Source organism: Streptomyces sp. NPDC026062 (assembly GCF_055568375.1).
The window spans coordinates 27,074-50,637 of sequence record NZ_JBVHOQ010000046.1; the positions used below are offsets into that span (position 1 = coordinate 27,074).

Annotated in this window: 37 protein-coding genes; 33 read left to right on the top strand and 4 right to left on the bottom strand. The window is 70.5% G+C overall.

The annotated features are described in order from the left end of the window. From ACZ4LX_RS31690 to ACZ4LX_RS31700, 3 genes are all read right to left on the bottom strand, one after another. On the bottom strand, positions 1-570 hold the full coding sequence (locus tag ACZ4LX_RS31690; protein WP_467650320.1) for a phosphotransferase-like protein: 570 nt from the start codon (positions 568-570) through the stop codon (positions 1-3). Further along, positions 567-1,577 (bottom strand): AAA family ATPase, encoded by a 1,011-nt coding sequence (locus tag ACZ4LX_RS31695; RefSeq protein ID WP_467650319.1) that lies wholly within the window; start codon positions 1,575-1,577, stop codon positions 567-569. The genes ACZ4LX_RS31690 and ACZ4LX_RS31695 overlap by 4 nt, the downstream gene beginning before the upstream one ends. Before the next feature lie 549 nt (positions 1,578-2,126). Then, positions 2,127-2,885: a GntR family transcriptional regulator gene (locus tag ACZ4LX_RS31700; protein ID WP_467650318.1), complete on the bottom strand. Its 759-nt coding sequence runs from the start codon at positions 2,883-2,885 to the stop codon at positions 2,127-2,129. Between the two features lie 233 nt (positions 2,886-3,118). On the opposite strand from ACZ4LX_RS31700, the gene ACZ4LX_RS31705 reads away from it, so the two are divergent. From ACZ4LX_RS31705 to ACZ4LX_RS31810, 22 genes are all read left to right on the top strand, one after another. Then, a complete protein-coding gene (locus ACZ4LX_RS31705; RefSeq protein WP_467650317.1) occupies positions 3,119-3,523 on the top strand; it encodes a hypothetical protein in 405 nt (134 codons plus the stop codon). A 299-nt stretch (positions 3,524-3,822) separates the two neighbouring features. After that, on the top strand, positions 3,823-4,659 hold the full coding sequence (locus ACZ4LX_RS31710) for a hypothetical protein (RefSeq protein ID WP_467650316.1): 837 nt from the start codon (positions 3,823-3,825) through the stop codon (positions 4,657-4,659). Positions 4,660-4,833: 174 nt separating this feature from the next. Beyond that, positions 4,834-5,367, top strand: a complete 534-nt coding sequence (locus tag ACZ4LX_RS31715; protein WP_467650315.1) for a WhiB family transcriptional regulator — start codon at positions 4,834-4,836, stop codon at positions 5,365-5,367. Then, positions 5,364-5,696 carry a hypothetical protein gene (locus ACZ4LX_RS31720; protein ID WP_467650314.1) on the top strand — a complete coding sequence of 111 codons (333 nt, stop codon included), beginning with the start codon at positions 5,364-5,366 and terminating at the stop codon, positions 5,694-5,696. Before ACZ4LX_RS31715 ends, ACZ4LX_RS31720 begins: the two co-directional genes overlap by 4 nt. Then, positions 5,693-5,824, top strand: a complete 132-nt coding sequence (locus ACZ4LX_RS31725; RefSeq protein WP_467650313.1) for a hypothetical protein — start codon at positions 5,693-5,695, stop codon at positions 5,822-5,824. The genes ACZ4LX_RS31720 and ACZ4LX_RS31725 overlap by 4 nt, the downstream gene beginning before the upstream one ends. A 193-nt stretch (positions 5,825-6,017) precedes the next feature. After that, positions 6,018-6,188 carry a hypothetical protein gene (locus ACZ4LX_RS31730; RefSeq protein WP_467650312.1) on the top strand — a complete coding sequence of 57 codons (171 nt, stop codon included), beginning with the start codon at positions 6,018-6,020 and terminating at the stop codon, positions 6,186-6,188. 22 nt (positions 6,189-6,210) lie between these two features. Then, entirely contained in the window at positions 6,211-6,444 is a 234-nt protein-coding gene (locus ACZ4LX_RS31735) for a hypothetical protein (protein WP_467650311.1), read from the top strand. Positions 6,445-6,758: 314 nt separating this feature from the next. Then, the gene (locus ACZ4LX_RS31740) at positions 6,759-8,777 is read left to right on the top strand and encodes a coiled-coil domain-containing protein (protein ID WP_467650310.1); all 2,019 of its coding nucleotides are present in this window, start codon (positions 6,759-6,761) and stop codon (positions 8,775-8,777) included. Positions 8,778-8,849: 72 nt separating this feature from the next. Beyond that, a complete protein-coding gene (locus tag ACZ4LX_RS31745) occupies positions 8,850-9,011 on the top strand; it encodes a hypothetical protein (protein ID WP_467650309.1) in 162 nt (53 codons plus the stop codon). Between the two features lie 158 nt (positions 9,012-9,169). Continuing rightward, a complete protein-coding gene (locus ACZ4LX_RS31750) occupies positions 9,170-9,820 on the top strand; it encodes a hypothetical protein (protein WP_467650308.1) in 651 nt (216 codons plus the stop codon). A 1-nt stretch (position 9,821) separates the two neighbouring features. Further along, positions 9,822-10,037, top strand: a complete 216-nt coding sequence (locus ACZ4LX_RS31755; protein WP_467650307.1) for a hypothetical protein — start codon at positions 9,822-9,824, stop codon at positions 10,035-10,037. Between the two features lie 371 nt (positions 10,038-10,408). Next, positions 10,409-10,741 carry a hypothetical protein gene (locus ACZ4LX_RS31760; RefSeq protein WP_467650305.1) on the top strand — a complete coding sequence of 111 codons (333 nt, stop codon included), beginning with the start codon at positions 10,409-10,411 and terminating at the stop codon, positions 10,739-10,741. A 22-nt stretch (positions 10,742-10,763) separates the two neighbouring features. Further along, positions 10,764-11,234, top strand: a complete 471-nt coding sequence (locus ACZ4LX_RS31765; protein ID WP_467650303.1) for a hypothetical protein — start codon at positions 10,764-10,766, stop codon at positions 11,232-11,234. Between the two features lie 11 nt (positions 11,235-11,245). Next, on the top strand, positions 11,246-11,638 hold the full coding sequence (locus ACZ4LX_RS31770) for a hypothetical protein (protein WP_467650302.1): 393 nt from the start codon (positions 11,246-11,248) through the stop codon (positions 11,636-11,638). Between the two features lie 15 nt (positions 11,639-11,653). Continuing rightward, positions 11,654-13,876: an AAA family ATPase gene (locus ACZ4LX_RS31775; protein WP_467650301.1), complete on the top strand. Its 2,223-nt coding sequence runs from the start codon at positions 11,654-11,656 to the stop codon at positions 13,874-13,876. Continuing rightward, positions 13,873-14,343 (top strand): DUF6197 family protein, encoded by a 471-nt coding sequence (locus ACZ4LX_RS31780; protein WP_467650300.1) that lies wholly within the window; start codon positions 13,873-13,875, stop codon positions 14,341-14,343. Before ACZ4LX_RS31775 ends, ACZ4LX_RS31780 begins: the two co-directional genes overlap by 4 nt. 17 nt (positions 14,344-14,360) lie before the next feature. Then, on the top strand, positions 14,361-14,570 hold the full coding sequence (locus ACZ4LX_RS31785) for a hypothetical protein (RefSeq protein ID WP_467650299.1): 210 nt from the start codon (positions 14,361-14,363) through the stop codon (positions 14,568-14,570). Positions 14,571-14,696: 126 nt separating this feature from the next. Then, positions 14,697-15,032: a hypothetical protein gene (locus ACZ4LX_RS31790; RefSeq protein ID WP_467650298.1), complete on the top strand. Its 336-nt coding sequence runs from the start codon at positions 14,697-14,699 to the stop codon at positions 15,030-15,032. A gap of 246 nt (positions 15,033-15,278) precedes the next feature. After that, the gene (locus ACZ4LX_RS31795) at positions 15,279-16,082 is read left to right on the top strand and encodes a hypothetical protein (protein WP_467650297.1); all 804 of its coding nucleotides are present in this window, start codon (positions 15,279-15,281) and stop codon (positions 16,080-16,082) included. Between the two features lie 249 nt (positions 16,083-16,331). Continuing rightward, positions 16,332-16,793, top strand: coding sequence for an RRQRL motif-containing zinc-binding protein (locus ACZ4LX_RS31800; RefSeq protein ID WP_467650296.1), 462 nt, complete (start codon positions 16,332-16,334; stop codon positions 16,791-16,793). A gap of 23 nt (positions 16,794-16,816) precedes the next feature. Next, complete coding sequence (locus tag ACZ4LX_RS31805; RefSeq protein WP_467650295.1) at positions 16,817-17,011, top strand: zinc finger domain-containing protein; 195 nt, start codon at positions 16,817-16,819, stop codon at positions 17,009-17,011. A gap of 177 nt (positions 17,012-17,188) precedes the next feature. Beyond that, positions 17,189-17,779, top strand: a complete 591-nt coding sequence (locus tag ACZ4LX_RS31810; protein ID WP_467650294.1) for a hypothetical protein — start codon at positions 17,189-17,191, stop codon at positions 17,777-17,779. Positions 17,780-17,819: 40 nt separating this feature from the next. Here ACZ4LX_RS31810 and ACZ4LX_RS31815 read toward each other — a convergent pair whose 3' ends face one another. Next, positions 17,820-18,050 (bottom strand): hypothetical protein, encoded by a 231-nt coding sequence (locus tag ACZ4LX_RS31815; RefSeq protein WP_467650293.1) that lies wholly within the window; start codon positions 18,048-18,050, stop codon positions 17,820-17,822. A gap of 97 nt (positions 18,051-18,147) precedes the next feature. On the opposite strand from ACZ4LX_RS31815, the gene ACZ4LX_RS31820 reads away from it, so the two are divergent. The 11 genes from ACZ4LX_RS31820 to ACZ4LX_RS31870 all read left to right on the top strand — a co-directional run bounded on the left by ACZ4LX_RS31820 (position 18,148) and on the right by ACZ4LX_RS31870 (position 23,549). Continuing rightward, positions 18,148-18,489 carry an RRQRL motif-containing zinc-binding protein gene (locus ACZ4LX_RS31820; protein ID WP_467650292.1) on the top strand — a complete coding sequence of 114 codons (342 nt, stop codon included), beginning with the start codon at positions 18,148-18,150 and terminating at the stop codon, positions 18,487-18,489. A gap of 19 nt (positions 18,490-18,508) precedes the next feature. After that, positions 18,509-18,760 carry a hypothetical protein gene (locus ACZ4LX_RS31825; RefSeq protein WP_467650291.1) on the top strand — a complete coding sequence of 84 codons (252 nt, stop codon included), beginning with the start codon at positions 18,509-18,511 and terminating at the stop codon, positions 18,758-18,760. Next, complete coding sequence (locus tag ACZ4LX_RS31830) at positions 18,757-19,056, top strand: hypothetical protein (protein ID WP_467650290.1); 300 nt, start codon at positions 18,757-18,759, stop codon at positions 19,054-19,056. The genes ACZ4LX_RS31825 and ACZ4LX_RS31830 overlap by 4 nt, the downstream gene beginning before the upstream one ends. A 119-nt stretch (positions 19,057-19,175) precedes the next feature. Then, the gene (locus ACZ4LX_RS31835) at positions 19,176-19,685 is read left to right on the top strand and encodes a hypothetical protein (protein ID WP_467650289.1); all 510 of its coding nucleotides are present in this window, start codon (positions 19,176-19,178) and stop codon (positions 19,683-19,685) included. Beyond that, a complete protein-coding gene (locus tag ACZ4LX_RS31840; protein ID WP_467650288.1) occupies positions 19,682-20,086 on the top strand; it encodes a hypothetical protein in 405 nt (134 codons plus the stop codon). The genes ACZ4LX_RS31835 and ACZ4LX_RS31840 overlap by 4 nt, the downstream gene beginning before the upstream one ends. A gap of 100 nt (positions 20,087-20,186) precedes the next feature. Then, complete coding sequence (locus ACZ4LX_RS31845; RefSeq protein WP_467650287.1) at positions 20,187-20,567, top strand: hypothetical protein; 381 nt, start codon at positions 20,187-20,189, stop codon at positions 20,565-20,567. 43 nt (positions 20,568-20,610) lie between these two features. Then, the gene (locus ACZ4LX_RS31850) at positions 20,611-21,639 is read left to right on the top strand and encodes an NUDIX domain-containing protein (protein WP_467650286.1); all 1,029 of its coding nucleotides are present in this window, start codon (positions 20,611-20,613) and stop codon (positions 21,637-21,639) included. Between the two features lie 71 nt (positions 21,640-21,710). Continuing rightward, positions 21,711-22,046: a hypothetical protein gene (locus tag ACZ4LX_RS31855; protein ID WP_467650285.1), complete on the top strand. Its 336-nt coding sequence runs from the start codon at positions 21,711-21,713 to the stop codon at positions 22,044-22,046. Positions 22,047-22,156: 110 nt separating this feature from the next. Next, positions 22,157-22,834 carry a GGDEF domain-containing protein gene (locus ACZ4LX_RS31860; RefSeq protein WP_467650284.1) on the top strand — a complete coding sequence of 226 codons (678 nt, stop codon included), beginning with the start codon at positions 22,157-22,159 and terminating at the stop codon, positions 22,832-22,834. Beyond that, positions 22,831-23,274 carry an ASCH domain-containing protein gene (locus ACZ4LX_RS31865; RefSeq protein ID WP_467650283.1) on the top strand — a complete coding sequence of 148 codons (444 nt, stop codon included), beginning with the start codon at positions 22,831-22,833 and terminating at the stop codon, positions 23,272-23,274. Before ACZ4LX_RS31860 ends, ACZ4LX_RS31865 begins: the two co-directional genes overlap by 4 nt. Next, entirely contained in the window at positions 23,271-23,549 is a 279-nt protein-coding gene (locus ACZ4LX_RS31870) for a hypothetical protein (RefSeq protein WP_467650282.1), read from the top strand. The genes ACZ4LX_RS31865 and ACZ4LX_RS31870 overlap by 4 nt, the downstream gene beginning before the upstream one ends. Positions 23,550-23,564: the final 15 nt, after the last annotated feature.

A 23,564-nucleotide genomic window follows, 5' to 3' on the forward strand; every position in this document is an offset into this window, starting at 1 on the left:
TCATGCCGACGCCACTCCCGCCCGCTGCGCCAGCAGCTGGTTGATGAGCCGCGCTGACTTCTGCGGGCCCGCTGTTGTGGTGTCGACGGTCAGGTCCCAGTTCGTACCCGGGTGCTTGTCCAGATCGTCGCGGGTTGCGTCCCACGCCGTCAGGCGTGCCGTGGTGTCGCTGTCGCCGCGCTTCGCCGACCGCTGCTCGGTCACCTCGCGCGGACACCACAGCAGCACCACCAACCAGTTGGCCGGGTAGCCGTTGACCAGCGCGCGGATGCCGTCGACCTGCCCGAGGTGCACCACGGGCACACCGGCCGCGAACGCCGCGCGCACACCGGGCCGGTCGATGACGTAGACGTTGCCGTACCGCTCGTTGCGGTAGAGGACCTCCCCGGCCGTTTCCAGTTCTTCCAGTTGCGTGGGCGTGCCCATGCGGTAGCCGTCGGTTTTTCCGGATCCGACCTTCAACCGGGTGAACTGCGCGTAGGAGCGGTCCAGCTTCGCCAGCGCCGCCGTCACGGTGTCCTTGCCGGCCGCCGGCGGCCCGTACAGCACGATCCCCCGCGCGGTGCTCATACGGACACCGCCCCCAGCGCGTGCCGGGCCTGGTCGGCGAGAGAAATGGCCGTACCCATCCTGTTGTCGACCACGAGGTGCGGAACGACGGGCCGCAGCTCGACATCGATCGTGGCCAGGTACTCCTCCCACCGCTCCAGCTTCCAGCTGTCCCGGGCCGCTCCGCGACTGGAGATGTACTCGTGCATCGATTCCACGTCGCACTGCACCCAGATCGGTGCCACGTCGACGCCCTGCGCCTGGCACTTGTTGATCAGCCGCTGCATCCACTGCTCGTCCGACATCTCCGCGATGAACGGCGCGGTGACCACGGTGCTGATGCGGCACTGCACGTTCGCGTAGACCGCCTGCATCAGCGCCGCGTACTCCGCTGGGCGGACCTTCTCGCGGTAGACCTCGGTGTGCCGGTCATGCGCGTGAGACCCCAGCGCCATCAACAACTGTTCCACCAGAGGGCGGGTCAGCGGGTCCTTGTCGACCAGCGGCCAGCCGGTCAGCTGAGTGAGGAACCGTGCGAACTCGGTCTTGCCGCTGCCGGCGAATCCCCCGACCAGGACAACGCAGGGACTGTGCGGGTCGCCGCCCGTGTGGCGCCGCTTCCACGCCTCCATCACGCGCTGTTGCCACCCGTAGTGGTCGGAACCCTCCCCGCCGGAGCCGATCCGGGTCAGAGCGCGCTCCACGGCCAACACGTGCGAGCCGTTGCGCTGCTCCGGCAGCGGCGTCACATCAAAGCGGGTCTCCTCACCGGGCAGGGCGTTGCGGAACCCCAACGCGGGCTCCGTCGCTCCGTACAGAAGGCAGTACGCCCGCCTGTACGGCGGTCCCGGATAGACCTCGCCCGACTCGTGCTGGGACAACGTCGAAGGATGCGCAGCGGGCTCGTCGATCTTCGCCCGGCGGACCACCTTGTGCAGCTCTTCCCGCGTGGCCTCCAACGTCAGCCCGTGCTTCTCCCGCTGCTGGCGCAGCAGGTCCGGACGCCATCCCGGGTGATTCTTGGCCATGCCCCAGACCTCATTCGCCATAGTCACGGACCTTAGATCCGCACCTTCGGAAACGACGCAAACAAAAATGTGAACGTGGATGTAGTGGCGCTCAGTTGCGACACCGTGGGAAGAGCATTCTGCCAACCCGGTGAAACTTCCGAACTGGCAGCTGTGAACGTGACCACACCCTGACGCCGGAATTCCTGTGACCACGCGGTCTTGTACCGGTGCGCATCCGGTTCGCCCCCAAGAGTGGCGACTTGCTCCAGCACGGTGGCAGCCCCTGTGCGGAGAGCAACCTGGCGGTGCCGGCGTTGGTAGTCACAGCCAGCAGCTCCCGCTCCAGAGCGAGCTCCCGCGTGGTCGCGCTGTGAGGTGACCCACCGCGGCCTCCTCCGTGAACGCGGATGCGAAAACGCGTGAAGACGGATGCGAACGAACCTCAGTAACGATCTGTGATTCCGTCAAGTCGCTCTGGCCGGTGTGATGGAGCCCACAACGCCGCAGGTCAAGCGAAGTGAGGGGAGCGCCGTGAACAACGACAAGTGCAGCATCACCGGAGCGACGTCAGGCGTCGAACTCGTAGTCGAGGACGTACGCGGTCGAGTCCATCGTCATCTCGTTGACTTCGACGGCGACTCCCTCGACGTCGAAGGCCGTCCGCATAAGCAGCAGTACTGGTCGAGGCCCCGGAAGTTCCAGCTGGTCGGCCTCTGCGCCGTTCGACATGCGACTGCGGATCTCCTCCCGGAAATGGACAGGGGCGCGTCCCAGGTCCGCGAGCCGTGCGTACGTACCGCCGGGGCCGGTATCAGCCCGGGTGATCGCCGAACCTTCCACAAGCGTGTAGGGCAGGTACGACGAAGCGAGCATTACGGGGCGGCCATCCAGAACGAAGCGCCGGGCCCGGAGGCACGCAGTCGCGTCGGCCTCCAGCCCGAGAACCTCCGCCACGTGCGCCGGGGGTGCGACCTCTTCGACTCTGGCCTGGTCGATCGTCAGCGGACGATCTTCATCCGCAGACCAAATGGTTTTGCCGGAGCCCCACCGCTCTCGCGAGAGCCGCTGGATGCCGCGCCGCCGGATGGGCCTGAAGGATTGAACGAACACCCCTGCCCCCTTCCGCGACTCCGCCAGTCCCTCGCTCTTCAGCACACTAAGTGCCTGCCGCACGGTCATGACAGCCACGCCGTGCTCCTCCGACAGGGCGTGTTCGCCCGGCAGACGGTCGCCAGGGACGTACTCGCCCCGCTCGATCGCGGCACGCAGGTCATCAGCGATCCGCTTGTACTTCGGGCGCTTGGAGCTGGGTTCGTCGCTGCTCATTCATCTCCTCAGGTCTCTAGCGATCGTACGGCCGGTGTTCCGTGCAGGGCTGGGAGCCCGGCCGTAAGCGCCACCTCACTATATTTAACTAGAGAGTTCATTGACATAGCTAGAGAGCTTCGCTTCACTGGAGACATCACCGTCCGGGTCACTGGTGGCGAGCTTGGAGTCACATCGTGCTGCGCAGCTCACTGAATATGCAGGTCAAGCCCCTTCGAAAGGAGCTCCACCCCATGAACGTCATCCGCCACCCCGCCGACAGCCTCACCACCGAGCACTTCGACACGGAGACCCAGGAGCTGCTGAACGCCATCGACGTGGAGCTGCCGGATTTCGGCGACATCGACATGGACATCGCCTTCGGTACGCCGCTCGAGATGTACGGGCTGGTGACGTCGGACGAGCTGGCCCGATGGGACGCCGCGGCCGCGGCGACGAAGGGCAAGACCAAGGCGCGCGACGAGGTCATCGCGGAGTCCGGGGCGCGGCGGGAAGCGGCGCGGGACATCCTCGCGGCCGACCCCTCGATCACCGAGCTGGTGCGCGAGCGCCTGGTCGACGTGCTCCTCCCCTACGCCGCGCAGCTGCGCATCGCGCCGCCGGCCACCGCCATGAAGTCCCTGCCGCTCGCGGCGTAGCTCCAGCCGGGTCCTCACGGACCCGGCTCCCTCACCCGGACGCCGTCTCGTACGCCGCCGGATGTGGGAGCCGGACCCTCGGTTCCTGTACCACTGCGCGACCAGTCGCCACTTCGGTGGCCTCGGGGAGTCTGAGGCAACTAACTCCTCCCCGTGTCCGTGACTGCTGTTTGAACTGTCGCAGCGCGTATGCGTTGTCGGTCCGTCAGGACGCCCGGATCTTCCGGTGGGTGCTGGCGTGGCCGAGAGGGCACCCGCGACGCCTTACCCGACCCGCCTGCTTCGTGAGGAGTTTCCCCATGACCGCATCCGTCCGTGAGGTCGAGACCGTCAGCCGTGAGCGCCAGCGCCGGACGCGGTCTCGCACGATCAGCCGCCTTGACCCGATCGTCGTTTCCAAGCTTCCGGCGCACGAGTACGACCTCGATCCCGCCTGCATCTCCCTGGTGTGCCCGTCCTGCCGCACGTGGGTTCCGATCCGCGTCGCCGACACGGAGCGGGCCACGGCCAAGCTGGTCCCCCACCACACCGAGCAGGCCGGCACCGAAGACCCGGTCCGCTGTCCCGGCAGCCACCGCCTGGTCACGATCAACGTCACCGTTGCCACGTGGTCCCGCCGTCTGGAGGAGGGCGTCTCGGAGACCAACGGCCGCCGCGCTGACCGCGTCATCCGCAAGCCCCAGCCGATGCCCACCCCGGCTGTCATGCAGATCGTCGGCGGCCTCGTCGACGACAAGACGGCACGCAAGCTGCACGAGGTTCACGTCAAGAGCTGCACGACCTGCTCTGCCACCACCCCCCGGTGCGCGGACGGCCGTCGTCTCGCGCACCTCGCCGCGCACACCCAGCGGACTGCGCCTCTCCGCCGCCAGAGGCAGACGCGGCAGGAGGAGCAGGCCGACAAGCGCGCCTGGGCACTGCGCCTGCTGCACGACCAGCAGTGGGAAAAGGTGGCCGGCCCGGTCCACAAGACCGACCAGCAGCGCGTCCGCGACGTCCTGACCGCGCTGCGCAAAATGCTCAACGCCCCGACCAAGCCCGGCGCCCGGCCGCTCACCACGTGGGAGCGGGCCGACCTGGAGACCACGATCGCGGTCCTGGAACGGCAAGAGAAAGACCTCACCCACCGCTGGTAGGCGCTGTACGAACGACCACGGCCGGTCACCCCGACGAAACGGGGTGACCGGCCGTGGCTGCTCGTACAGCAGCCCAGGGCTACCGGCCCTGAATACGACGAACCCCCGGGGGGCAACCCGGGGGCCGTCTTCGCAGCTCACCCTCCACAGAAGGGCAACATGCGCATGCACAGGATGACATCCACTCAGGCCCGGCACACGCGCCGGGCCGTACTCCAGGCCGCGGTCGACGCCGGTGCCCGCTGCACCGGCATGGACCCGGACCTCTTCTTCCGTGCCGATGACGAGCCGGACACCGACTGGCACGCGCGACGTACCGAGGCGATCCGCCTCTGCACCGGCTGCCCGATGCGGGCCGCGTGCGAGGAGCTCGCCCTGCGCAACGGCGACGGTGAGCCCGACACGGACGAACTGGTGCGCGCCGGCCTGACCGGCCAGGAACTCGCCGACATTCGTACCGCCCAGGCCGTGCGCCTGCAGGCGGCGGTTGACGTCGACCGGGACACCCAGGGCCGCCAGCTCGACACGCTGATGACCGAGCTCCACACCGAGGCCATCTTGACCCCCGACTCCAGCCGGAACGGCGCCTCGCGTTCCAGCGCGCTGCGCACCGCTGCTCAGAACGACCGGCTCCGCACCGTGGCCGCCCAGATTCGCCAGATCCGTACCGCCCGCCGTGCACGCAGCGGCTGGGGGGTGGCGGCATGAGCGTCACCACCCTCGCCCCGAACGCCGGAACGATCGAGGACATCGAGCGGGAGGACGACCGCAGGGGCTACGAGCCCGAGGACGTGCACCAGCGCCTCGGTAGTCTCTTGGTCCGCATCGTCCGCGAGACCGACACCCGTATCCCCGCCGGTAGGCGCGCCCCGCGCACCGTCGCGGAGATGCGGGCCCGCATCAACATCGCGGCCGGTCAGGCCTGCTCCTCCTGCGGGGGCACCGGCGGACGGATTGAGGACACCAGCGGCGACGGTGTCTCCCGGCAGACCTGGCAGTCCTGCACCTCCTGCAGCGGAACGGGGGTGGCCCGATGAGCTGCACCTCCTGCGGCGGGAGCGGCCAACAGATGGTCACCGTCAACCACGTCGGCGCGGACGGCACCCCCTACCAGGGCGTCGAGATGCAGACCTGCCAGGGCTGCTCCGGCACCGGCCAGAAGTAGTTGCCGGTGCATCACATACGCGCTGCCCGGGCCGCTCAGTACTACGCGGTCCGGGCCATCACTTTGCGCGGTCTGGCTCACCCGCTCACCCACGTTCTGCTCGCGGCCGCCGCTACGGCGGCCGCGCAGGCGTGGGAGGCCGGCCACCGAGTCACCGACCTCCACCCCGTACGAACTGATCGGAAGCCTGCCGGTGGCTGACAGCCTCCACGCCCGCTACATGGCCGCCAGCGATACCTGGCGCGCCCACCACAAGGGCTGCCCGCCCTGCCAGAACGGACGCCACTGCCCGGACGGTGAACCGCTCTTCGAGCAGTTCACCCGGCTGCAGAACGCCTATCTCAACCACCTCCGCACCCGCTGAACCGACCCCGTGAGGAGCAGCAATGACGCTCAGCCTCGACTTCTTCCGCGACCAGCACGGCGACCCCACCCGGTGGTGCGCCGCCGACATCGACAGCTACCTCGTCATCGGCGACATCGCCCCGCCCGCCCCGCCGCTCCACTCCCACGAGGAGATGCAGGCCATCGCCGCCGACTGGGCGCGCACGGCCCAGGTGCAGCAGTCGATGGCCGACCAGTTGCTCGACCAGGGCCACGAGACCGCGGCCGGGATCTGAGCGCGCGGCGCGCAGGGGGCCCGCGAGTACGAGGCCGCCGCCCGCTACGGCTACCCGCACTACGAGGCCGTCCTCAACGGCTGGTGACGACCGTCCGACGGATACCTGATCCGCGAAGCGCTCCCCCGTGACGGGAGCGGCGACCGTTTCGCCGCCCGCCCCACAGCACGTTCAAGGTCCAGCTGCCCGTGTGCCGGGAGGCCGGTCTTTCGCCTTCCCCGGGTCGGGCATAGCCCAGACCTTCCCCCTCAAGTCCTGCCGGGCTGCCCCTTCCTGAGCGGCCCGGCAGGCGCACATCAGAAAGGACCTCGCCTGTGAGCACCCGACGCGCACCCGCCCGCAAGGCTCCCGCGAAGAAGACGACGACCAGGGCCACCACCACCAAGACGGCCACGACGTCCGACCAGAGCGAGGCCGTGAACACGCCCGTGGTCACCGAGCCCGCCCCGGCCCCGGCGGTCGACACCGAGACGATCGTGACGGCCGCCCGCGCGGAAGCCGACCAGCTGCTCGCCGCCGCGCGCACCGAGGCCGACACCCTGCTCGCCCAGGCCCGCCGGCAGAGCGCGGAGGCCGACAGCACCGCGCAGAAGGCGCAGGCGGAAGCGGACAGCATCCTGGACGTCGCCAAGGACCAGGCGGCGCGGATGCGCCAGCTCACCGAGGAGCAGATCACGGCGGCCGAAGAGACCGTGCAGCGCGCCCGCACGATCGCCGACGGTGACCTTTCGGCGGCCGAGCAGACCCTCGCCCGCCGCCGCCAGGCCGCGGAGAAGCTCCAGGCCGAGGCCGAAGCCGAGGCCGCCCGGATCGTGGAGGCCGCTCGTACCCGCGCGCAGCAGGTACGTACCGAGGCAGAGCAGGACAAGGACCGGCTCCAGGCCGAAGCGGACGCCACCGCCGCGCACGCCGGCCACCTGGTCCAGGAGGCCAAGCAGCGGGCCGCCGACCTGGTGGCCGCAGCCGAGGAAGACGCCTGTGCTCGCCGTGAGGCGGCGGCCGAGATGCGCCAGCAGGCGGAGAAGGACTCCGAGCAGCTGCGCACCCGGGCCCGCGAGGACGTCGCGACGGCGGAGGAGGACGCGGCCCGGCTCCTGGACCACGCCCGCGGGCAGGCCGCCGACGTGCTGCGCGAAGCCGAGCAGGACGCCGACGACCGGCGCGGCGAGGCGCAGCAGGTCCTCGAGGCTGCCCAGGCCCGTGCCGAAGAGGACGTCCTCAAGGTTCGTTCCCTCGCGGAGGCCAAGGCGGCCGGTGCCATCTCCAGCGCGGACACCGCGGCCTCCGAGCGGATCGCCGCGGCGGAGCTGGAGGCAGGCCGCCTGGTCACCGTCGCCAAGCAGGAAGCCGAGCAGGTTCGCACCCGCGCCCGCACGGAGCAGCAAAGGGCACGGGCGGAGCTGGAGGCCACCCGGGCGGAGGTCACCGCGGCTCAGGCGCTCATCGAGAAGCAGGAGAAGCGGCAGAACTTCGTCAACACCTGGGGGCCGCGCGTGGCCCTGGGCGCGACGATCGTCCTCACCGCCTCCGGCGAGTTCGCCCTGGCCAAGCTGAGCGGCTGGCCCGCAGAGGTCGCCTGGGCGCTGCCCCTGGCGATCGACGTCTACGTCGTGCAGGCCTTCCGCCGGCACCGCGACGTTGCCGGTGCGCTGATCCTCATGGTCGCCGCGAACGCGATCTACCACCTCGCGGCAGCCGGGCTGGTCGGCGTCGACAAGAAGGGCGCCCCGCTGTGGTGGCTCATCGTCAGCGTGGCCGCCATCGCCCCCTGGGTGATGTGGCGCATCCACCAGATCACTAAGGAGTCCGATGAGACGGACTCCGGTGAGACCGGCACCAACAACGGCGCCGGGCCGGATGAGACGAACCGCCCCGCACCCCTCGATGAGACCGAGCACACCCGGACCGCCGATCTCAGCAGCCCCGGCGAGACGGTTCCCCACCCCCGTATCGCCCCGGCGCGTGCTGCCGAGACGGACTCGGGTGAGACCCCCCGGGCACTTGAGACGGGCCACACCGAGACGAACGGCTCAGTGAGCTCGATTGAGACCGCGTCTCACCCGAGTGAGACGCGCAGGTCAGGCCGTGAGACGGCCACCCGGGGCGACGGTGCTGCACCGGTCCCGCTGCGCTCCGCTGAGACCGGCCGCCCCGCCCTTGCCCGGGACGCTGAGATCGAGGGGCAGGTCACCTCGCTGCTCAGTCTCATGTACCGGCGCCAGGGCGCGGAGACCGTCTCGGTCGACGAAGCCAAGAACGTCCTCGGTGTCTCACGCGCCACCGCCGGCCGTCGCCTTGAGATCGCACGGACCCGCTTCACGAACGTCTCGTGAGATCGCACTGCTCGAACCTGGGCTGCCGCCCGCAGTAGTGACCCGCATTCACCGAACCGAGAGGAGCTCGACATGAGCAACCTGGCCTACGCGATCGGCATGATTCTCTGCCTGATCGCTCTCATCACGATCCTGGCCACACCGTTCCTGCTGGCCCACTCCCGCAGCCTGTACGACCACGGATCGGGCTGCTGGTGGTGCCACCCCCGGCTGCTGCCGCGTAAGCGGCGCTGACCAGCGAGTTCTCAGACATCCGGCACACACCAATGAGGGCCAGCCCGCGTGAATCGGGCTGGCCCTCGTTGCGACTGCCGGAAGCAGTCACCCGGCCAGTACAGCACGTTTCACCTGGTCAGAACCCCCTTCCCGCATCGAAAAGGAGTCAGCCGCCCATGTCCGGAATCGACTGGGACAAGGAGTTCAACCTCATGAACCCCCCGAACCCCCCGACGCCCCCGACTCCGGACAAGCCGGAGAAGACCGAGACCTCGCGTCTGTCCGTTGCGGTCGACGGGATGCGCCGCAACACCGCGGCGCTCGCCGTGTGCGGCACGCTCGCCGTCGTCGCCGTGTGCGGCACGGTCATCACCGTCACCAGCATGCAGAACGAGCAGGCCGCCCAGGAGCGTGCGCGCGCCCAGGAGAGCGCCGCGAACGCCCTGGTCGAAGCGGAGGCCGACAAGCAGCGGGCGCAGACCGAGGAGGCCGCCGCCAAGGTCACGTACGAGCGGGAGATGACCGTCTACCGCGAGTGCATGAAGGCCCGCTCGGCGGCGGTCGCCAAGGCCGCCTCGTACGACATCGCGAGGATTCCCGAGTGCGACGCCCCGGTCTTCAGCGGCACGGCCCCCAGTGCCCAGAAGTCCTCCGGTGACGGTGCCGGCGGCGGCATCACCTCCAGTCCATGGCTGTGGGTGGCGCTCGTCGGAGGCGGCGGATTCATCGCCTACAAGAAGCTTTCCGCGCCCTCCGGATCCTCTTCTGGTTCGGGTGCTATCACTCCCGTGAACGACAAGGGATTTACCTTCGAGAAGGGTGCATGACATGACACTTCAGTTCTTCGCTCTCGGCCTGTTCTGCTGGGCCCTTTTTTTCACCTTCAAGAAGACGAAGGGAAAGCAGATGGCGGTCTGCATCATGCTGATCGTCTCCGGGATCTTCCTGCCGTACACGCCGTTCAGTGAGGAGATCCGCACCACGCTGGAGTCGGTGTTCAGCACGGCGAACACGACCGTGGACAACATCGGCTCGTCGCACTGAGTGAGCAATCCCGGTTACCGGTTACCGGTTACAGGCCCACAAGACCAGGGTTCGGACCCTCCAGCGGGGGGTTCGGCGGGTCTCTGGGGGCTGTAACCGGTAACCGGTAACCGACCGCAACCACACAGAGTCACAGAAGGGAGGGCCATGGAGCTCCTGGTACTCCTCGCCATCAGCTACCTGTTCGGCGTGGAGAAAACAAACGAGAAATACGAACAGGCGGGAATCAAAAAACCCCCCGCTAAAACAAAAGAGAAATGGAATCCGGCCCGAGCGCCGGATGCGTTCAGAAACACGCCGTACAACGTCGCAGCGAAAACCCATTACGGGCTGCTCGCGGGCGCCCATATGGCCGGTGGTCTACGCGACGGATGGCGTTCGGCCTACCTCAAAAAGCCGAGCGGAAAGCCTTCCGTTTCCACTTCCGCCGGGCCCGCTTCAGGGCCTTCCGCGGCCACCGTACCGCCCAAGCCGAGCACACCCCCGACGGCTCCTCCGACGGCTCCCCCGCCTCCGACGACGGCTCCGCCGACCCCGCCGCCGACGACCCCGACCACACCGCCGACGGCTCCTCCGCCCCCGACGGCTCCTCCGTCAACACCTCCGCCGACGGCTCCCTCGACCCCACCGCCGACGGGAGTGCCGGGGTCGGCAGTTCCCCCGGTGGGCACTGTCCCACCGCCCCGCACCGTCCCGCTGCCTGAACACATCCGGAAGGACCCCAAGTTGCAGCCCAATCCGCCTGTTCCGCACTCCGCGACCGTCGACGAGAAGGGCACTCACGTCACGACCGCCGCGGGGAAGTCCCGCACCTACAGCGGTGGTGAGGTCATGACCCTCACTCAGGTCATCGACCTCGCCGAGGGATCGGCCACCCTGTGCCAGGCCAGCACCGACACCGCCCTGGAACTCATGGACGAGTCCACGGAACTGGCCACGGACTGCGACACGCTCATCGCTGAGATCACCGCGAAGGGCGTCGGCGCGAACCTCATCGGCAAGTGCGAGGTGCTCAAGGAGCAGCTCGACCTCCAGGCCGCTGCCGCCAAGGACGTCCACGACAAGATCCAGGGCGGCGAGGAAGCGTGCCGCACCGCGTCCGCGAACGCGGAGCTCCGCCACGGGCCGATCTTTAGGGCCGTCGCCGACTCCCCCCTGACCAAGCCCGCCGAACGCGACTTCTACAACGCCCGATAGGGAGGCCCCACATGACCGTCACCGAGACCCTGAAGGACGCCGCGAACTACGCGGCCCTGCGCACCAAGCTGGCCTGGCTCACCCACAAGGTCAACGCCCACGCCCAGACCGTCACCACCCTCGCCTCCGACATCGACGACGCCGCCGAGCAGATGCTGGACGCCTCCGAAACCATGAAGGCGCTGGCCGTCGACGACGCCACGACCTCCGAGTTCGCCGACGCCGCGCTGACCATGACCGGCGTCAAGGACGCGGCCGGCGCCTACACCTCCTCCGCCGACAGCGCCTCCGCGGCCGCCGATGACGCGAAGACGACCACCGAGAGCGACCACGGAGGGATCGCCGACGCCGTGGACACCTCCCCCGTCGACATGGCCGAAGCGGCCTTCTACACCCAGAGTTAAGGAGCACAGAGGATCATGGGGCCGACCCGAGCACAGTTCATCCAGTACGCGCCCGCCGCTCTCGCGGTGGTGCCACTCGTGGCCGGCCCCTGGTCCGCCCTCGCCGCCGCGGCGGCCGGAGCCGGGGCGTGGGCCGTCAACACCTCCGCTCCAGCTCTGCGGTCTCTGATCGCGTGCGGGCTCACGACCACCGGCTGCGGCATCGCCGCGCACGAGGTCCTTGCCACAGGCGGAACCCCACTGATCGCCCTTGGACTCGCGTTCCCGGCCGGAGCGGCCGCCCTGGCCCACCACCGCAACCTCGCCGGCCACATCCCCGCCGCCGCGCTCACGCCCGCGACATTGGCCACGGGCGCGGGAGCGGACACCGGGCAGACGTCGCAGGCCCAGCTCATCACCGCCTGGTGGCGCGAATACATTTCAGGCCCCACCCAGACCGAGGGCCGTACCCTCATCCAGGCCGGGGCCAACCTGGAGCACCTCGCCCTGGAGATCGACAGCGACCATGTGGCGTTCACCGGGATCATCACCCTGCCCCAGGGGCAGCAGGTGCGGGTGAAGGCCGCCGACATCGCCTCCGTCTACCAGATCCCCGTCTCCCAGATCGAGCTGGGCGACCCCAAGCACTACGCGCCCAACGCCTTGCCGGTCACCGTGCACCTGAAGGTGCCGGCCGTGCAGCCGCAGATCGAGGCGGGTGCCCCCACGACTCCCGAGGAGATGTGGGCGGCGTACGTGGGCGTGCCGGAAGGAGCGATGCCCGGCACCACCCTGACCCTCATTCGCTACGACGGGCCGCTGGACTGGGAAGGGATCGCCACCCGCGACCGTCGGGCGATCGGGACCGTCAACCTCCAGGACCTCGCGGGCAACCTCGACCTGGAGACGATCCAGATCGCCCTGGCCCCGGGCGGCAAGCCGTCGCAGATGGGGATCCGGGTGATGCGGGAGCACGCGCTGATGCACGGCACGATGCTCTCCTCGGTCCTGGACGAACTGTCGATGGACTCGCGCGGCTACGTCCGCGCCGGCACCTACGTCGACGGCCGGGCCGCGCTCCTGCCGCTGGCGCAGCCCGGCTCCGGCGCCCGTCACCTCTACCTGGTGGGCGGATCGCGGTCGGGTAAATCTGGTTTGTTGGAGCAGATCCTGCTCTCCGCGCACCGCTCCGGTGTCGCGGTGGTCCTCGCCTCTCCGCAGGCCGGGACCATTGCCGGCGCCTCGCTGGCCGCGTACCTCGGGGACGGCCTGGACGAGGCGATGGGCGCGCTGCGCCTGGCCTACGCGATGATGCTCGACCGCGAGGCCCGCTACCGCAGCCCGGCCTTCCCCTTCACCGACCCGCTGGTCCTGGTCGTCATCGACGAGGCGCACATGCTGTTGTCGGCCTCCTCGCCCTATCACCTGGAGGCGAAGGCGATCGTGGAGCAGCTGACCCGTCGCTCCCTCAAGCGGGGCATCGGCGTGGTCCTGGCCACCCAGACCCCGCTGGCCGAAGACCTCGGCAACTCCACGGTCATCCGCTCCCAGCTCCTCATCGGCGGTGGTGCGGTGTTCCTGCGCTGCGCGCGTGGTCAGGGATCGCTGGTCGGGGCGAACGCGGTGGAGGGCGCGGAGGGCCTCGACCTGTCGATGATCCCCTCGCAGTGGCCTGGCCAGTACGCCAAGGTCGCCGACCGGGACATGTCCGGTCTGGCCACCGAGGTCGCCGCTGCTCCCGAGGACGGAACGTTCGGCCTGGGCTACCTCCTCACCCCCGGCTCGCAGGCCGTGCAGTTCCGCTCCCTGCACCTGGACGTGCCGCCCGTCTCCCTCGCCGGAGGCGAGCGGCCGGTCGGGATCGAGGACTGCGACGCCTGGCGCGAGCGCGACGCGATCGCCCAGACGCCGATGGTCGACAAGCGCGGCAAGAACCTGATCGGCAGCCTCGCCGACCTCCTCACCGCAGCCGAGGGCGCCGCCTCCTCGCAGGAGGCACCCCACCACAACCCCGGCGGCCTTCAGATGATCGCCGGAAGCAGCAGGCCCGGTGCCCCCGCCACCGTGGGGGCCCCTGACGGACAGGAGCTGATCAAGCCCCGCATCCTCGAACTCCTGCGGGAGCAGTCCATTTCGATGACCGCCGAGACCATCGCCCGAAAGCTGGAGATCCCGGCCAAGCGCATCAAGCCGCGCCTGTCCGAGCTGAAGAAGCGGGACGAGGTCATCAACGAGAACGGCCTGTGGAGGGCAGCATGAACACCCATACCGAGACCGACTTCAGCCCCATCGACTCCGACCTGTACGCGAAGGCATTCCAGCTCCTCGACCCCGCCCCGGAACCCGCCACCCTCACGACACGGGCGACCCCCGCGGCTCCCGCGAAGGTTCCCCTCAACCCGCCCGTCGCACCGCCGGTGCGCCTGACCGGCCCGGTCGAGAAGACCCTCACCGACGCCCTCACCTTCCTCGACACCCACGGCTGGGCCAGGCACAGCCTCGTCCACCCCGAGGGCGCCCGCTGCTCCATCGGCGCCCTGCGCGCCGCAGCCGGCGCCCGCAACGCCGCCTACTGCGACGCCGGGAACTTGCTCCTGGACGAGGCCCGTCGCCAGCACGGCAAGAAGTGGGAGACGATCCCGTCCTGGAACGACTCCCACAGCGGAGCACAGGTGCGTAGCGTGTGGGAGGCCGCCATCCGGCGCGCCCACCACATGAACATCTGACCCGGCTGGAGCTGCCTGTGTCGTTCTCGTTCACCAACCCCGAACCGGACCGTGACGACCGGTCGTTCTCGTTCACGAGCCCGCAGCCGGGCAGCGACGACGGGCGCTCGTTCTCGTTCACCGGCTCGGACCCGGCCGACATCGACAGGCAGCTCCAGACGATCACCGACATGGCCCACGAGATCCTCCGCCGTGTCGAAGACGTCCGCAGGCAGATCAACACCTGACCGCCCTCCGCCCAGAACGCGGAGACACCCACACCCCGCTCGGCATCGCGCCCCGCCCGGAACCTTCCGGGCGGGGCGTCGCCGTTCCCTGCCCCGAAACACCACCCTCTCGGGAGACCGACCACCGTGCGCCGCTACCGCTACCGCTGCACCATCTGTCGCACCACCAGCCCCATCGTCCACCAGCCCGACGACCTGACGGCCGAAGGCGACGCCCACCGCCAGGCCGTCCACGGAGGCCACTTCCCCGACGACGAACTCGCCGGCCAGATAGACCGCCTGGGCCGCTGGTACGCCGCCCTGCCCCCACTGGCCGTTCTCCACGCCCGCATCGCCGATGGCCTCAGCGACCTCCGCGACGAGAAGGCGATGGGCCACTACTGGTGGGCCAGCGCCGGCGCCGCCCTCCTGATCGGCGGGTCCGCCGCCTTCGCCCTCCTTCTCGCCGCCTCCGCCCTCTGACCACGGCTCCGACCGCCCGCTTTGCCACCGGCACCGGGCCCTACGAGCTCACTCAGATCCCGCGGGAGCTCCACCCGTGAGGACGGTGTCCCAGCTCAGCCCAGCGCGACCGCCGACTCGAAATCCACTGCCATCGCGCCCCCTGCTGCTCCCTGGCCTCGCCCCAGCCTGTCGTACCACCAGGCCCGGCAACAGAGCCATTCCGATTCCGTACGCAGCGTCACCGCCTCGAAGGAGAAGCCGACTGTGGCTGACCACGACGACCGCACCCCGAACATCCCCGGCCAGCGCCAGGAGCACCCGGCCGCCAACGGCCAGGACCTCAACTTCCCGCCGCCGCCCGCGCCGTCCCTCGAGGAGAAGGAGCCGCGGCTGGCGGCGCTGCGCGAGTGGTGGGACGACGCCTGGGACGACGGCGGGTTCCTGCACGACCGCTGGGAGGACCTGCGCCAGGCCCCGGAGCTCGGCTGGCACTCCATGGCGAACTGGGTGAAGGCGGCCATCGGCCTCGCCGGGATCTGCGCGGTCATCATCCTGCTGGACACCGCGACCGACGTCCTGGCCGACTCGATCCGCACCCTGCTCACCGCCGTCCCGCACGTGACGGTCGGCACCGACACCTCCACCGGTGTTTTCGCCGTGGTCGACCAGCCGATCCGCTCGTACATCGCGGCCCACTCCGCCTCACTGCCGATCAGCGCCTCCACCGTCTACACCGTCTGGCAGGCCGTCGGACTCTTCGGCCTGGTCGGCGGGTTCTTCCGCAGCAGCGGCGCCCGCATCACCTGGACGGCCTTCGGCGCGTGCAGCATCGCCATGGTCTACAGCGCCGCACCGGCCGACGGCCGCACCATCGCCACCGGCCTCGCCGTCCTCGCCTGGACCGCCGCCTCCGCCTTCGCGCTGCGCGGGCTGACCCTGCGCCCGTCGCTGTTCATCCACAACGCGGTCCCCAACATCGAGATCCGCCCTGAGATCCACGTCCCCGCCCCGGCCGCCCCGCCGGCCCCCGAGGTACCGGACAACGTGCACCCGCTCCAGAAGCGCTGACCCGTCGCCCTGCCTGGCTCTCGCCTGCCCTTCGCGGGCGAGAGCCGTACAGGCCGCCCGGCCGCCGCACCCCGCGCCCCGCCGACGCACCGACCTCAGCGGGGCACGGTGTCGTCCCTCAACCCGCTGGAGGAGACCACTCGTGCTCATCCCCCGTCCGCGCCGCCGTATCGGCCGGCCCCGCCCGCAGCGCCCCGGCCCCCGCTACCCGCACCGCCCCCACCAGCTCCCCGGCGCCTGGAGCCGGTGATGCCCCGCCCCCGGAAGAAGCGCCACCGCGAGATCAAACGCGTGCCGCGCAGCACCGCGACGCTGGAGGAGTTCGACCGGCGCGCTTGCCCCGAGGGCCTGGTCACCCGGAGGCAGTTACGCGAGCTGGGACTGAGCCCCGGCGGGCACGGCCCGGTCGCGGTACTGCGCTGCAAGGGCTGCGCCTACCGGCCCGACCAGTCGTGCAACCACCCCACCCGGGGCTGGCTTTACGACGTAAAGATCGCCCGGCCGAAGCGCACGCCGACGCTGGCGCAGGAAGAAGCGCTGGACAGGGCGATGGCCGCGCGGTCCACCTGCCCGGAGTGCGGCCGCCGGTACTACTACTGCCTCCCGCTGCGCACCCAGGGCTGCTGCGACCCCTGCGCCCGCGGCTACGAACCCAGCCCCGACACCTACATGGCGTCCACGGCCCCGGTGGTCCACCGGCTCGCCGCCTGATCCCACCCGAAGGAGACAGACCCTTGAACACCGCCCAGATCCAGGACGGCCCCGGCTCCCGGGACCAGGCGCCTGCCCTGACCAACCGCGCGCTCGCCGTAGCCTGCCCGGCCTGCGATTCCCCGCCCGGCGCTCTGTGCACCTCGCACAGCGGCACCCGCACCCGCCGCTACGACGTCCACCGCGCCCGCACCGCCGCCCTCGCGTCCACCAGCTGATCCGGCCACCCCGTCCGGCCACCGGCACCACCGCCCCCCACCCCCGAGGGCGGCTGGTCCCGGTGACCGGGCAGGCCGCCCGCTCCCACCTCACGCCCCGCCGACGGACCGTCCGTCGGCGGGGCGCAGCACTGCCCGCACACCCTCACCCGCCCGAACACGAAGGAGCCCAACGCCGTGGCACTCATCGACCTCTTCACCCGCAGGCCCGCCATCTCCGCCGTACCGGCGAAGGACCCCGAGCCGACGGCGTGGCCGCAGATCGGCGAGACGTGGAAGCCCGAGGGCCTCCCCGTCGCCGAGCGGTACTACAACCAGGCCCACGCCGTCGTCCTGGTCGCCAGTACCGGACAGGACCCCTACGGCACCAGCTACTACCTGGTCGCGTGCCTGGGCTGCCACTACCTCAGCACCCGCACCAAGTACCTCGCCTCCCACATCCGCTACCCGCTGGGAATGGCCGCCGAGGCCGCCAACAGCCATGCGGGCACCTGCCGAGCACTGCCCCGCGAGATCCCGGCCCGCCCCGAGGAGAACACGGCCCGCGACCTGCTGCGCTCCTGGGTGATGGCCATGCCGCGCCGGGATCTGCACCGCGACGTCGACCTTGCGGAGTTCGACTCCGGCCGCCTGGAGCTCCAGCGCACCAATGAGTGGATCCAGAGGGAGCTGACCGCGCTCGCGATCGAGCAGAGCGACCTTCTGTCCGCCCGGCTTGACGAGCGCACCGGCACTGTCCGTTTTCGGATCCTGCCCCAGCTGCACTGACCGGCCGCCCGCCGTACGAACCGCGACCATCGCGCCTCCCCTATCTGCGGCTCTTGGGGCCTGGCTTCGCGGGCTCGATGCCGTGCTCGCGGGCGATACGCCGTACGTATGCCGCCGTGAACGGGGACCGCTCCGTGACGTCCGTGGGGCGCATCCCGCCGCGCAGCGCGGCGATGACGGCTGCGATCGCAGCCTGCCGCGCTTCCTCGTGGGCCTCCTCGGTCTTTCTGTACTGCCGGGTGGCCTGATCCAGAGCCTGTTCAGCATCCATACGCAACAGAGTAGCGATACAGACTTGCTTATCGCCTCCTTGTATCGCTACTTTGTATCGCAACAGCGGATCGGTCGTACTGCTGAAAGGAGGACCTGTGCGCGCGAACCTCGCGACCCGCCGCCAGCTGCGCGAGATGGGACTTCGCCCCGGAGGTCAGGAGCCCGTCGCCCGGATCGAGTGCCGTGGCGGCAAGCGCTTCGCGTGGCTGTACCGGATCGACCTGGCGAAACCGAAGTTCGCGATGACCCTCGGGAAGGAAGCGGCGCTCGACAAGGCGATGGCTGCTCGCCAGACGTGTCCCGGCCCCTGTGGCCGGCGCTATTTCCACTGCCTTCCCTTGCGGACCTTGGGGTCCTGCCTGGAGTGCTTCGACGGCACGCCCGCCGACCCCACCTCCTACATCGCTCCCCCGGCCAAGCACCTGCTGGCCGCCTGATCCGAGAGGACCACCGTCCATGAGCACCGCCGCCCTGCGCGTCTCCGCCTTCACCGAGCCCGAGCGCCCGAGGAACCTCCAGATCCGCTACATCAACCTCGCCGGTGCCGCCGTCGACGTCACCGGTGGCGGCGAGCACGCCCAGGACAACCGCTGGACGTGCCGCGGCTGCAAGGACAGCTCCGACTGCCTGACGGCCGACTGGCTCTGGCGGATCCGGGAGGCGGCCAGCACCCACGCCACCACCTGCCGCGCGATCCCGCTGACGTGACCGGCCGCCGTCTGCGGGCCGCCCTGCTGCTCGCCGTCTTTCCGGCCGCCGCGGCCGGAGCCGGGGCCGTCGCCCTCGCGCTCAAGGTCGGGCACCGGCGGCTGCACGTCGACCGGCACCGCATCGAGCTGACGCCCCAGCCCCGCCGCTCCTGCCCCGACTGCCGGGGCGACGGCGGCTGGTGGACCGGCGGCCCGTTCCCGGAGATGGAGGCGTGCGGCTGCTGGGCGGACCGGCGCGTGCTCCGCGTCCGGCTCCTGCCCGTTCCGGCCTGGCCGGACGAACCGCCGTTCTGAACGACCTCCGCCCCGGCCACACAGGCCGGGACGAAGGCGCACGGGGTCGACCGCAGCATCGGCAAAGAGGCCGGTCGTCCCGCTCCCATCACCCAAATCGAGATCAGGAGAACTCCAGCATGACGCATCGCCCCGCCACCTTCGCCGCCCTGCTCGGACTGACCCGCGCCGCCAGCGCCGTTGGAGATTTTTGGATCCAGGACGACTTCTGCGCCCGGGTGAAGGGCGCCTCCGACGACCACCCGGTCACCTACGTCAACCCGGCCACCGAGGAGAAGACGACCCACGGCACGGCCGACGGCCGTAAGGCATGCCTGACGCACTGCCTGACCTATACGGCCACGCAGGCGATCGTCGCCGGGGCCGGCGCCCGCGCGCTCGGCATCAAGGTCCACCCGGCCGCCGCCGCGGCCGCGCTCGCCATCTCCTTCACGACCCACTACGCCGCGGACCGATGCGTCCCGGGCAAGGGCCTGCTGGAGAAGCTCGCCACCAAGACTGGCAAGAGCAACTTCTACAAGCTCGCCGACTTCGGCATGAACGGCGCCTTCCACCTCGACTCCGCCTGGCACCACGGCTGGGAGACCGTCGCCACCGTGGTCGCCACCACCAAGGCCACCAGCCGGTGACCGGCCGCACCCGCACCCGCCTGGACCGGGTGCGCGCCTCCGTCGGCATCGCCCAGCTCGCCCTCCAGCAGATCGAGGACGAACTGAACGCCGACGACGTCGACGCCCCCGAGCTCGCCGCGATCCTGCGCGAGCTCCAGGAAGACATCGACCACCCCGGCGGCCTCTTCCCCGCCCTCGCACAGGTGGTCACCGCCGCCGCCCGGCGGGCGGAGCAGATCGAGCCCGACCGCGACGGTGACGCCTCCTGCCCGCTCCACGAAGCCGCCGCCCTGATCACCGACAACGCCGGGCAGCGCTCCTCCCGTACACCGACGACGCGTACTGCGCCACCAAGGGGCCCCGCTCGATCATCCGTGAGCTCCGCGCCGGAGCCCGCCCAGCCCGCATACCGCGCATGACCACCGACCCCCACAGCCCGATCGACACCAGCATCCGGCAACGAGCGACTCCGCCGGACGCCCCGGATATCACCAACATCGGAAGCAACCAGGAGCCGTAATGGGCCTTTTCTCCCGCAAGATCGACCGCGTCACCACGGAAGAGGAGCGCTACCGCGCCGCCCAAGCGGCCGCGTCAGCCACACAAGCAGCGGCCGACCAGCAGGCCGTGTACGAGACGGCCAGCCGGGAGGCGACCGCGCGTGCGCAGACCCGCCGGGAAGCAAAAGCGGCGAAGCGTGCCCGGATCAAGACGGTCGGACAGATCAAACGTGTCGGACGCGGGCGCTACGTCACCACCGGGTGGGAAATCGACGTCCCCGACAACAGCGGACGCGGGCGCGTGAACGAATCCGAGGTGACCCACACCGGCACCCTCGCGGGATTCACCGTGGCCGAGCTGTGCCGCATCGCCCACGGCGCCGGCTGCCGCCGCTGCTGAACGAGACCCGCCACCCACCCGACGACTGACGGAGAGACACAGCATGACCGAGACCAACCTCACCGGACCACGCTCGTGGTCGATGGACTGGCCGCAGTACACGCCCACCGACATCACACCCCCCGAACTGCTCCCCGCAGCTCTGGCCCACCACGTCCCCGACTGGGCCGAGACCGCCCCCACCCCGACCGACGTCCCGGACTGGGACCGCCGCCAGGCCGACGCCCTCGTCCCCTACCAGCTCGACGGGCAGGGCCGGCCGCTGAACCCCCACGGGCGCACCGGCCGCACCGGCCGCAACCTCGGCAAGTGGGGCGAGAACCCCGCAGCTGACCCGATCGTCGTCGCGGGCACCGGCCGGCAGCGCAGGGTGCTGCTGATCACCCGGTCCGACATCGGCGTTGAGGCGATTCCCGGCGGGATGGTCGATCCCGGCGAGACCGCCCCGGACACGCTCGTCCGGGAGCTTCGTGAGGAGACGGGCGTCGACCTCCGCGACCGCACCCCGGTGATCCTCGGCCGCGACCTCGTCGACGACTGGCGCAACACAGACCACGCCTGGGTGGCATCCACCAGCGCGCTCTTCCAGCTCGACGCCACGGTGACCGCCGTCGGCGCCGACGACGCCCTCGACGCCAACTGGTGGCCGTTCGGCAGCATCGAGCACCTCGAAACGGCGATCACCGCCGCCGGACGCACCCTGTACACCGCCCACCGACCTCTGCTGCAACGCGCTCTCGACCAACTCGCCCAGACGGCGACCAGGCCTTCCGCCTCGATCACTGAGCTGATCGCCCGGCACGCCACGAACCTCGCCTCCCTCACCGGGGAGCCGCTCGCCACGACCGGGGCCGACCTCATCGACCAGCTCCGCGAAGCCGAAGAGCGCCTCGACCGGGCCGGCATCCCGGGAGCCGACGCCCTGTGCACCGCCGCCGGGCTCCTCGACCAGGCGCTCGACGCGCAGCTGGACGGCGGCACACAGCTGGACCAGCAGGTGTTCGTCGCCCGCGCTGCACGCCTGCTGGGCGACCTGGACGAGATGGCCGCCGAGTACCGCCACATGACCTGAGCACCACCCCACGCGGCCGCGGGCACGACGAAACCGCGGCCGCAGCCGCCCACCCCTCCACGGAAGGGACCATGAACCCCCTGACCCGCCCGATGACCGGCACCGGAACGAGCGACAACCCCGTCGCCACCCCCGACACCCCGCCGCTCGGCTGCTACTGGTTCACCGACCACGACGGGGCGCTCTGCCTCGCGCCGGGCTGCATGGCCCGGATTCAGGACCCCGACGCGCAGTGCCTGTGCGACACCCTCACCGCCCGCCTCGACCTGCTCACCAAAAGACTGCGGGACCGGGAGGAGCGCCAAAGGTACGCCAACGTCTGGTGGCGCGCCCTGAGCTCCACCGTGCGAGACCACCCCGACGGGCAGGCCATCGTCACCGAGACCCGCACTCGCACCGGCCGCTGACAGCCCCAAGACCAGCCGCACACCACCACAACAAAACGCTCGGGACCGCCGACGCAACGGCGGTCCCGAGCTGATCCCACCCGTGCACGAGACGAGAGGGAAACCCCAGTATGAACTCCGCCAAGCGTTTACCGGGCCGGATCGGCCCGCACGCCCTCCTGATCACCGCCGCAGCCGTGCCGCTCACCGGCTGGGCCGTCCACGCCGTCGCCCTGCACAAGAGGCTCGCTGTCACGAAGCTGGACCCGCTCACAGGGCTCCTGCGCCGCGACTCCTACGCCAACCGCGCCCGCCGGCTCCTGACCCGCCACGGCGACGACACGGCCGTGATCATGGTCGACGCCGACAGGTTCAAGCAGATCAACGACGGCCTCGGACACGCGGCGGGCGACACTGTCCTCGCCGCGATCGGAGCCCGCCTCACCGCCTGGGCAGGCCCGCGCGCAGCGACCGGCCGCCTCGGAGGCGATGAGTTCGCCGTGGTCCTGGAGCTCGCCGCCGACCGCCGCGAACAGCGCCTGCAGCAGCTGGTCCGGATGCTGCACACCCCGGTCGTCCTGGACGACGGACGCACCATCGACGTCGCCGCGTCGGTCGGCGCCGCGACCCCGGACACGCTGGGCACCCGCGACCTAGCCGCGTTGCAGAGGGCGGCCGACACTGCTCTCTACACCGGGAAGCACACCGGCCGGGCGGTCCTCGCGACGGCTGAGCAGGCCGCGATGCCCTCCATCAACGGACGCCGGGCCGGCCGCCCGGGGACAGCGGTGTGGGGGCGAGCCGCATGAGCATCGCACCCCTGCCCGAAGGCGACTGGATCCGCGGCATCAGCATCAAGCAGCCCTGGACGACCGCGATCCTGACCGGCGCGAAGACCATCGAGAACCGCCCGCAGCACTGGTCCTGGCGTACCTGGGTGCTCCTGCACGCGGGCCAGCAGACCGACCGCCCCGCCCTGCGCCTCCCGCTGGTCGCCCGCACGATCGGCGACCGCCAGCTGGCCACCGGCGCGGTGGTCGGCATCGCCCGGATCACCGACCGCCACCAGGACCCCGACGGTGCACCGCTCTGCTCCCCGTGGGCGCACCCGGGCGCCTGGCACCTGGAGCTCGCCGACGTCCAGGAGCTCCCTCTGCCCGTCCCCGTACGCGGACAGCTCGGGCCGTGGAAGCCGACCGGCGACCTGCTGGGCCAGGTGTTCCAGCAGCTGCCCAGCTTCCGCCCGTGACCCGTACTCGCACCAAGAAGGCGTCGGCGGAGCCGGGTCTGATCCCAACCCCCGGCGGCCTCCTCGACTGGCGCGACGGCAGCCACTTCGACCGGTGGCAGGACCGCCCCTGCGCCCTGTGCGACCGGCCTACCCCGATGCGCTCCCACGCCGGTGAGCCGGTCCACAAGAGCTGCGCCGAAGCGTGGATCGCGGCGAACCCGGTCGAGGCCCGTCTCGGCCGGTTCGCCTCCGACGCGCAGGCCGGACGCCGCCGCGGCGACGACCACGCCTGACCGCGCCGTCCCGCC

What these genes read in the sequence shown, in the direction of transcription:
- ACZ4LX_RS31715 (WP_467650315.1), top strand. Translation starts at nt 4,834, where the DNA reads ATGACATCCACTCAGGCCCGGCACACGCGCCGGGCCGTACTCCAGGCC.
- ACZ4LX_RS31750 (WP_467650308.1), top strand. Translation starts at nt 9,170, where the DNA reads ATGTCCGGAATCGACTGGGACAAGGAGTTCAACCTCATGAACCCCCCG.
- ACZ4LX_RS31705 (WP_467650317.1), top strand. Translation starts at nt 3,119, where the DNA reads ATGAACGTCATCCGCCACCCCGCCGACAGCCTCACCACCGAGCACTTC.
- ACZ4LX_RS31850 (WP_467650286.1), top strand. Translation starts at nt 20,611, where the DNA reads ATGACCGAGACCAACCTCACCGGACCACGCTCGTGGTCGATGGACTGG.
- ACZ4LX_RS31690 (WP_467650320.1), bottom strand. Translation starts at nt 570, where the DNA reads ATGAGCACCGCGCGGGGGATCGTGCTGTACGGGCCGCCGGCGGCCGGC.
- ACZ4LX_RS31725 (WP_467650313.1), top strand. Translation starts at nt 5,693, where the DNA reads ATGAGCTGCACCTCCTGCGGCGGGAGCGGCCAACAGATGGTCACCGTC.
- ACZ4LX_RS31770 (WP_467650302.1), top strand. Translation starts at nt 11,246, where the DNA reads ATGACCGTCACCGAGACCCTGAAGGACGCCGCGAACTACGCGGCCCTG.
- ACZ4LX_RS31735 (WP_467650311.1), top strand. Translation starts at nt 6,211, where the DNA reads ATGACGCTCAGCCTCGACTTCTTCCGCGACCAGCACGGCGACCCCACC.
- ACZ4LX_RS31835 (WP_467650289.1), top strand. Translation starts at nt 19,176, where the DNA reads ATGACGCATCGCCCCGCCACCTTCGCCGCCCTGCTCGGACTGACCCGC.
- ACZ4LX_RS31780 (WP_467650300.1), top strand. Translation starts at nt 13,873, where the DNA reads ATGAACACCCATACCGAGACCGACTTCAGCCCCATCGACTCCGACCTG.
- ACZ4LX_RS31775 (WP_467650301.1), top strand. Translation starts at nt 11,654, where the DNA reads ATGGGGCCGACCCGAGCACAGTTCATCCAGTACGCGCCCGCCGCTCTC.
- ACZ4LX_RS31700 (WP_467650318.1), bottom strand. Translation starts at nt 2,885, where the DNA reads ATGAGCAGCGACGAACCCAGCTCCAAGCGCCCGAAGTACAAGCGGATC.
- ACZ4LX_RS31695 (WP_467650319.1), bottom strand. Translation starts at nt 1,577, where the DNA reads ATGGCCAAGAATCACCCGGGATGGCGTCCGGACCTGCTGCGCCAGCAG.
- ACZ4LX_RS31760 (WP_467650305.1), top strand. Translation starts at nt 10,409, where the DNA reads ATGGCGTTCGGCCTACCTCAAAAAGCCGAGCGGAAAGCCTTCCGTTTC.
- ACZ4LX_RS31815 (WP_467650293.1), bottom strand. Translation starts at nt 18,050, where the DNA reads ATGGATGCTGAACAGGCTCTGGATCAGGCCACCCGGCAGTACAGAAAG.
- ACZ4LX_RS31855 (WP_467650285.1), top strand. Translation starts at nt 21,711, where the DNA reads ATGAACCCCCTGACCCGCCCGATGACCGGCACCGGAACGAGCGACAAC.
- ACZ4LX_RS31865 (WP_467650283.1), top strand. Translation starts at nt 22,831, where the DNA reads ATGAGCATCGCACCCCTGCCCGAAGGCGACTGGATCCGCGGCATCAGC.
- ACZ4LX_RS31710 (WP_467650316.1), top strand. Translation starts at nt 3,823, where the DNA reads ATGACCGCATCCGTCCGTGAGGTCGAGACCGTCAGCCGTGAGCGCCAG.
- ACZ4LX_RS31845 (WP_467650287.1), top strand. Translation starts at nt 20,187, where the DNA reads ATGGGCCTTTTCTCCCGCAAGATCGACCGCGTCACCACGGAAGAGGAG.
- ACZ4LX_RS31745 (WP_467650309.1), top strand. Translation starts at nt 8,850, where the DNA reads ATGAGCAACCTGGCCTACGCGATCGGCATGATTCTCTGCCTGATCGCT.
- ACZ4LX_RS31825 (WP_467650291.1), top strand. Translation starts at nt 18,509, where the DNA reads ATGAGCACCGCCGCCCTGCGCGTCTCCGCCTTCACCGAGCCCGAGCGC.
- ACZ4LX_RS31720 (WP_467650314.1), top strand. Translation starts at nt 5,364, where the DNA reads ATGAGCGTCACCACCCTCGCCCCGAACGCCGGAACGATCGAGGACATC.
- ACZ4LX_RS31860 (WP_467650284.1), top strand. Translation starts at nt 22,157, where the DNA reads ATGAACTCCGCCAAGCGTTTACCGGGCCGGATCGGCCCGCACGCCCTC.
- ACZ4LX_RS31755 (WP_467650307.1), top strand. Translation starts at nt 9,822, where the DNA reads ATGACACTTCAGTTCTTCGCTCTCGGCCTGTTCTGCTGGGCCCTTTTT.
- ACZ4LX_RS31800 (WP_467650296.1), top strand. Translation starts at nt 16,332, where the DNA reads ATGCCCCGCCCCCGGAAGAAGCGCCACCGCGAGATCAAACGCGTGCCG.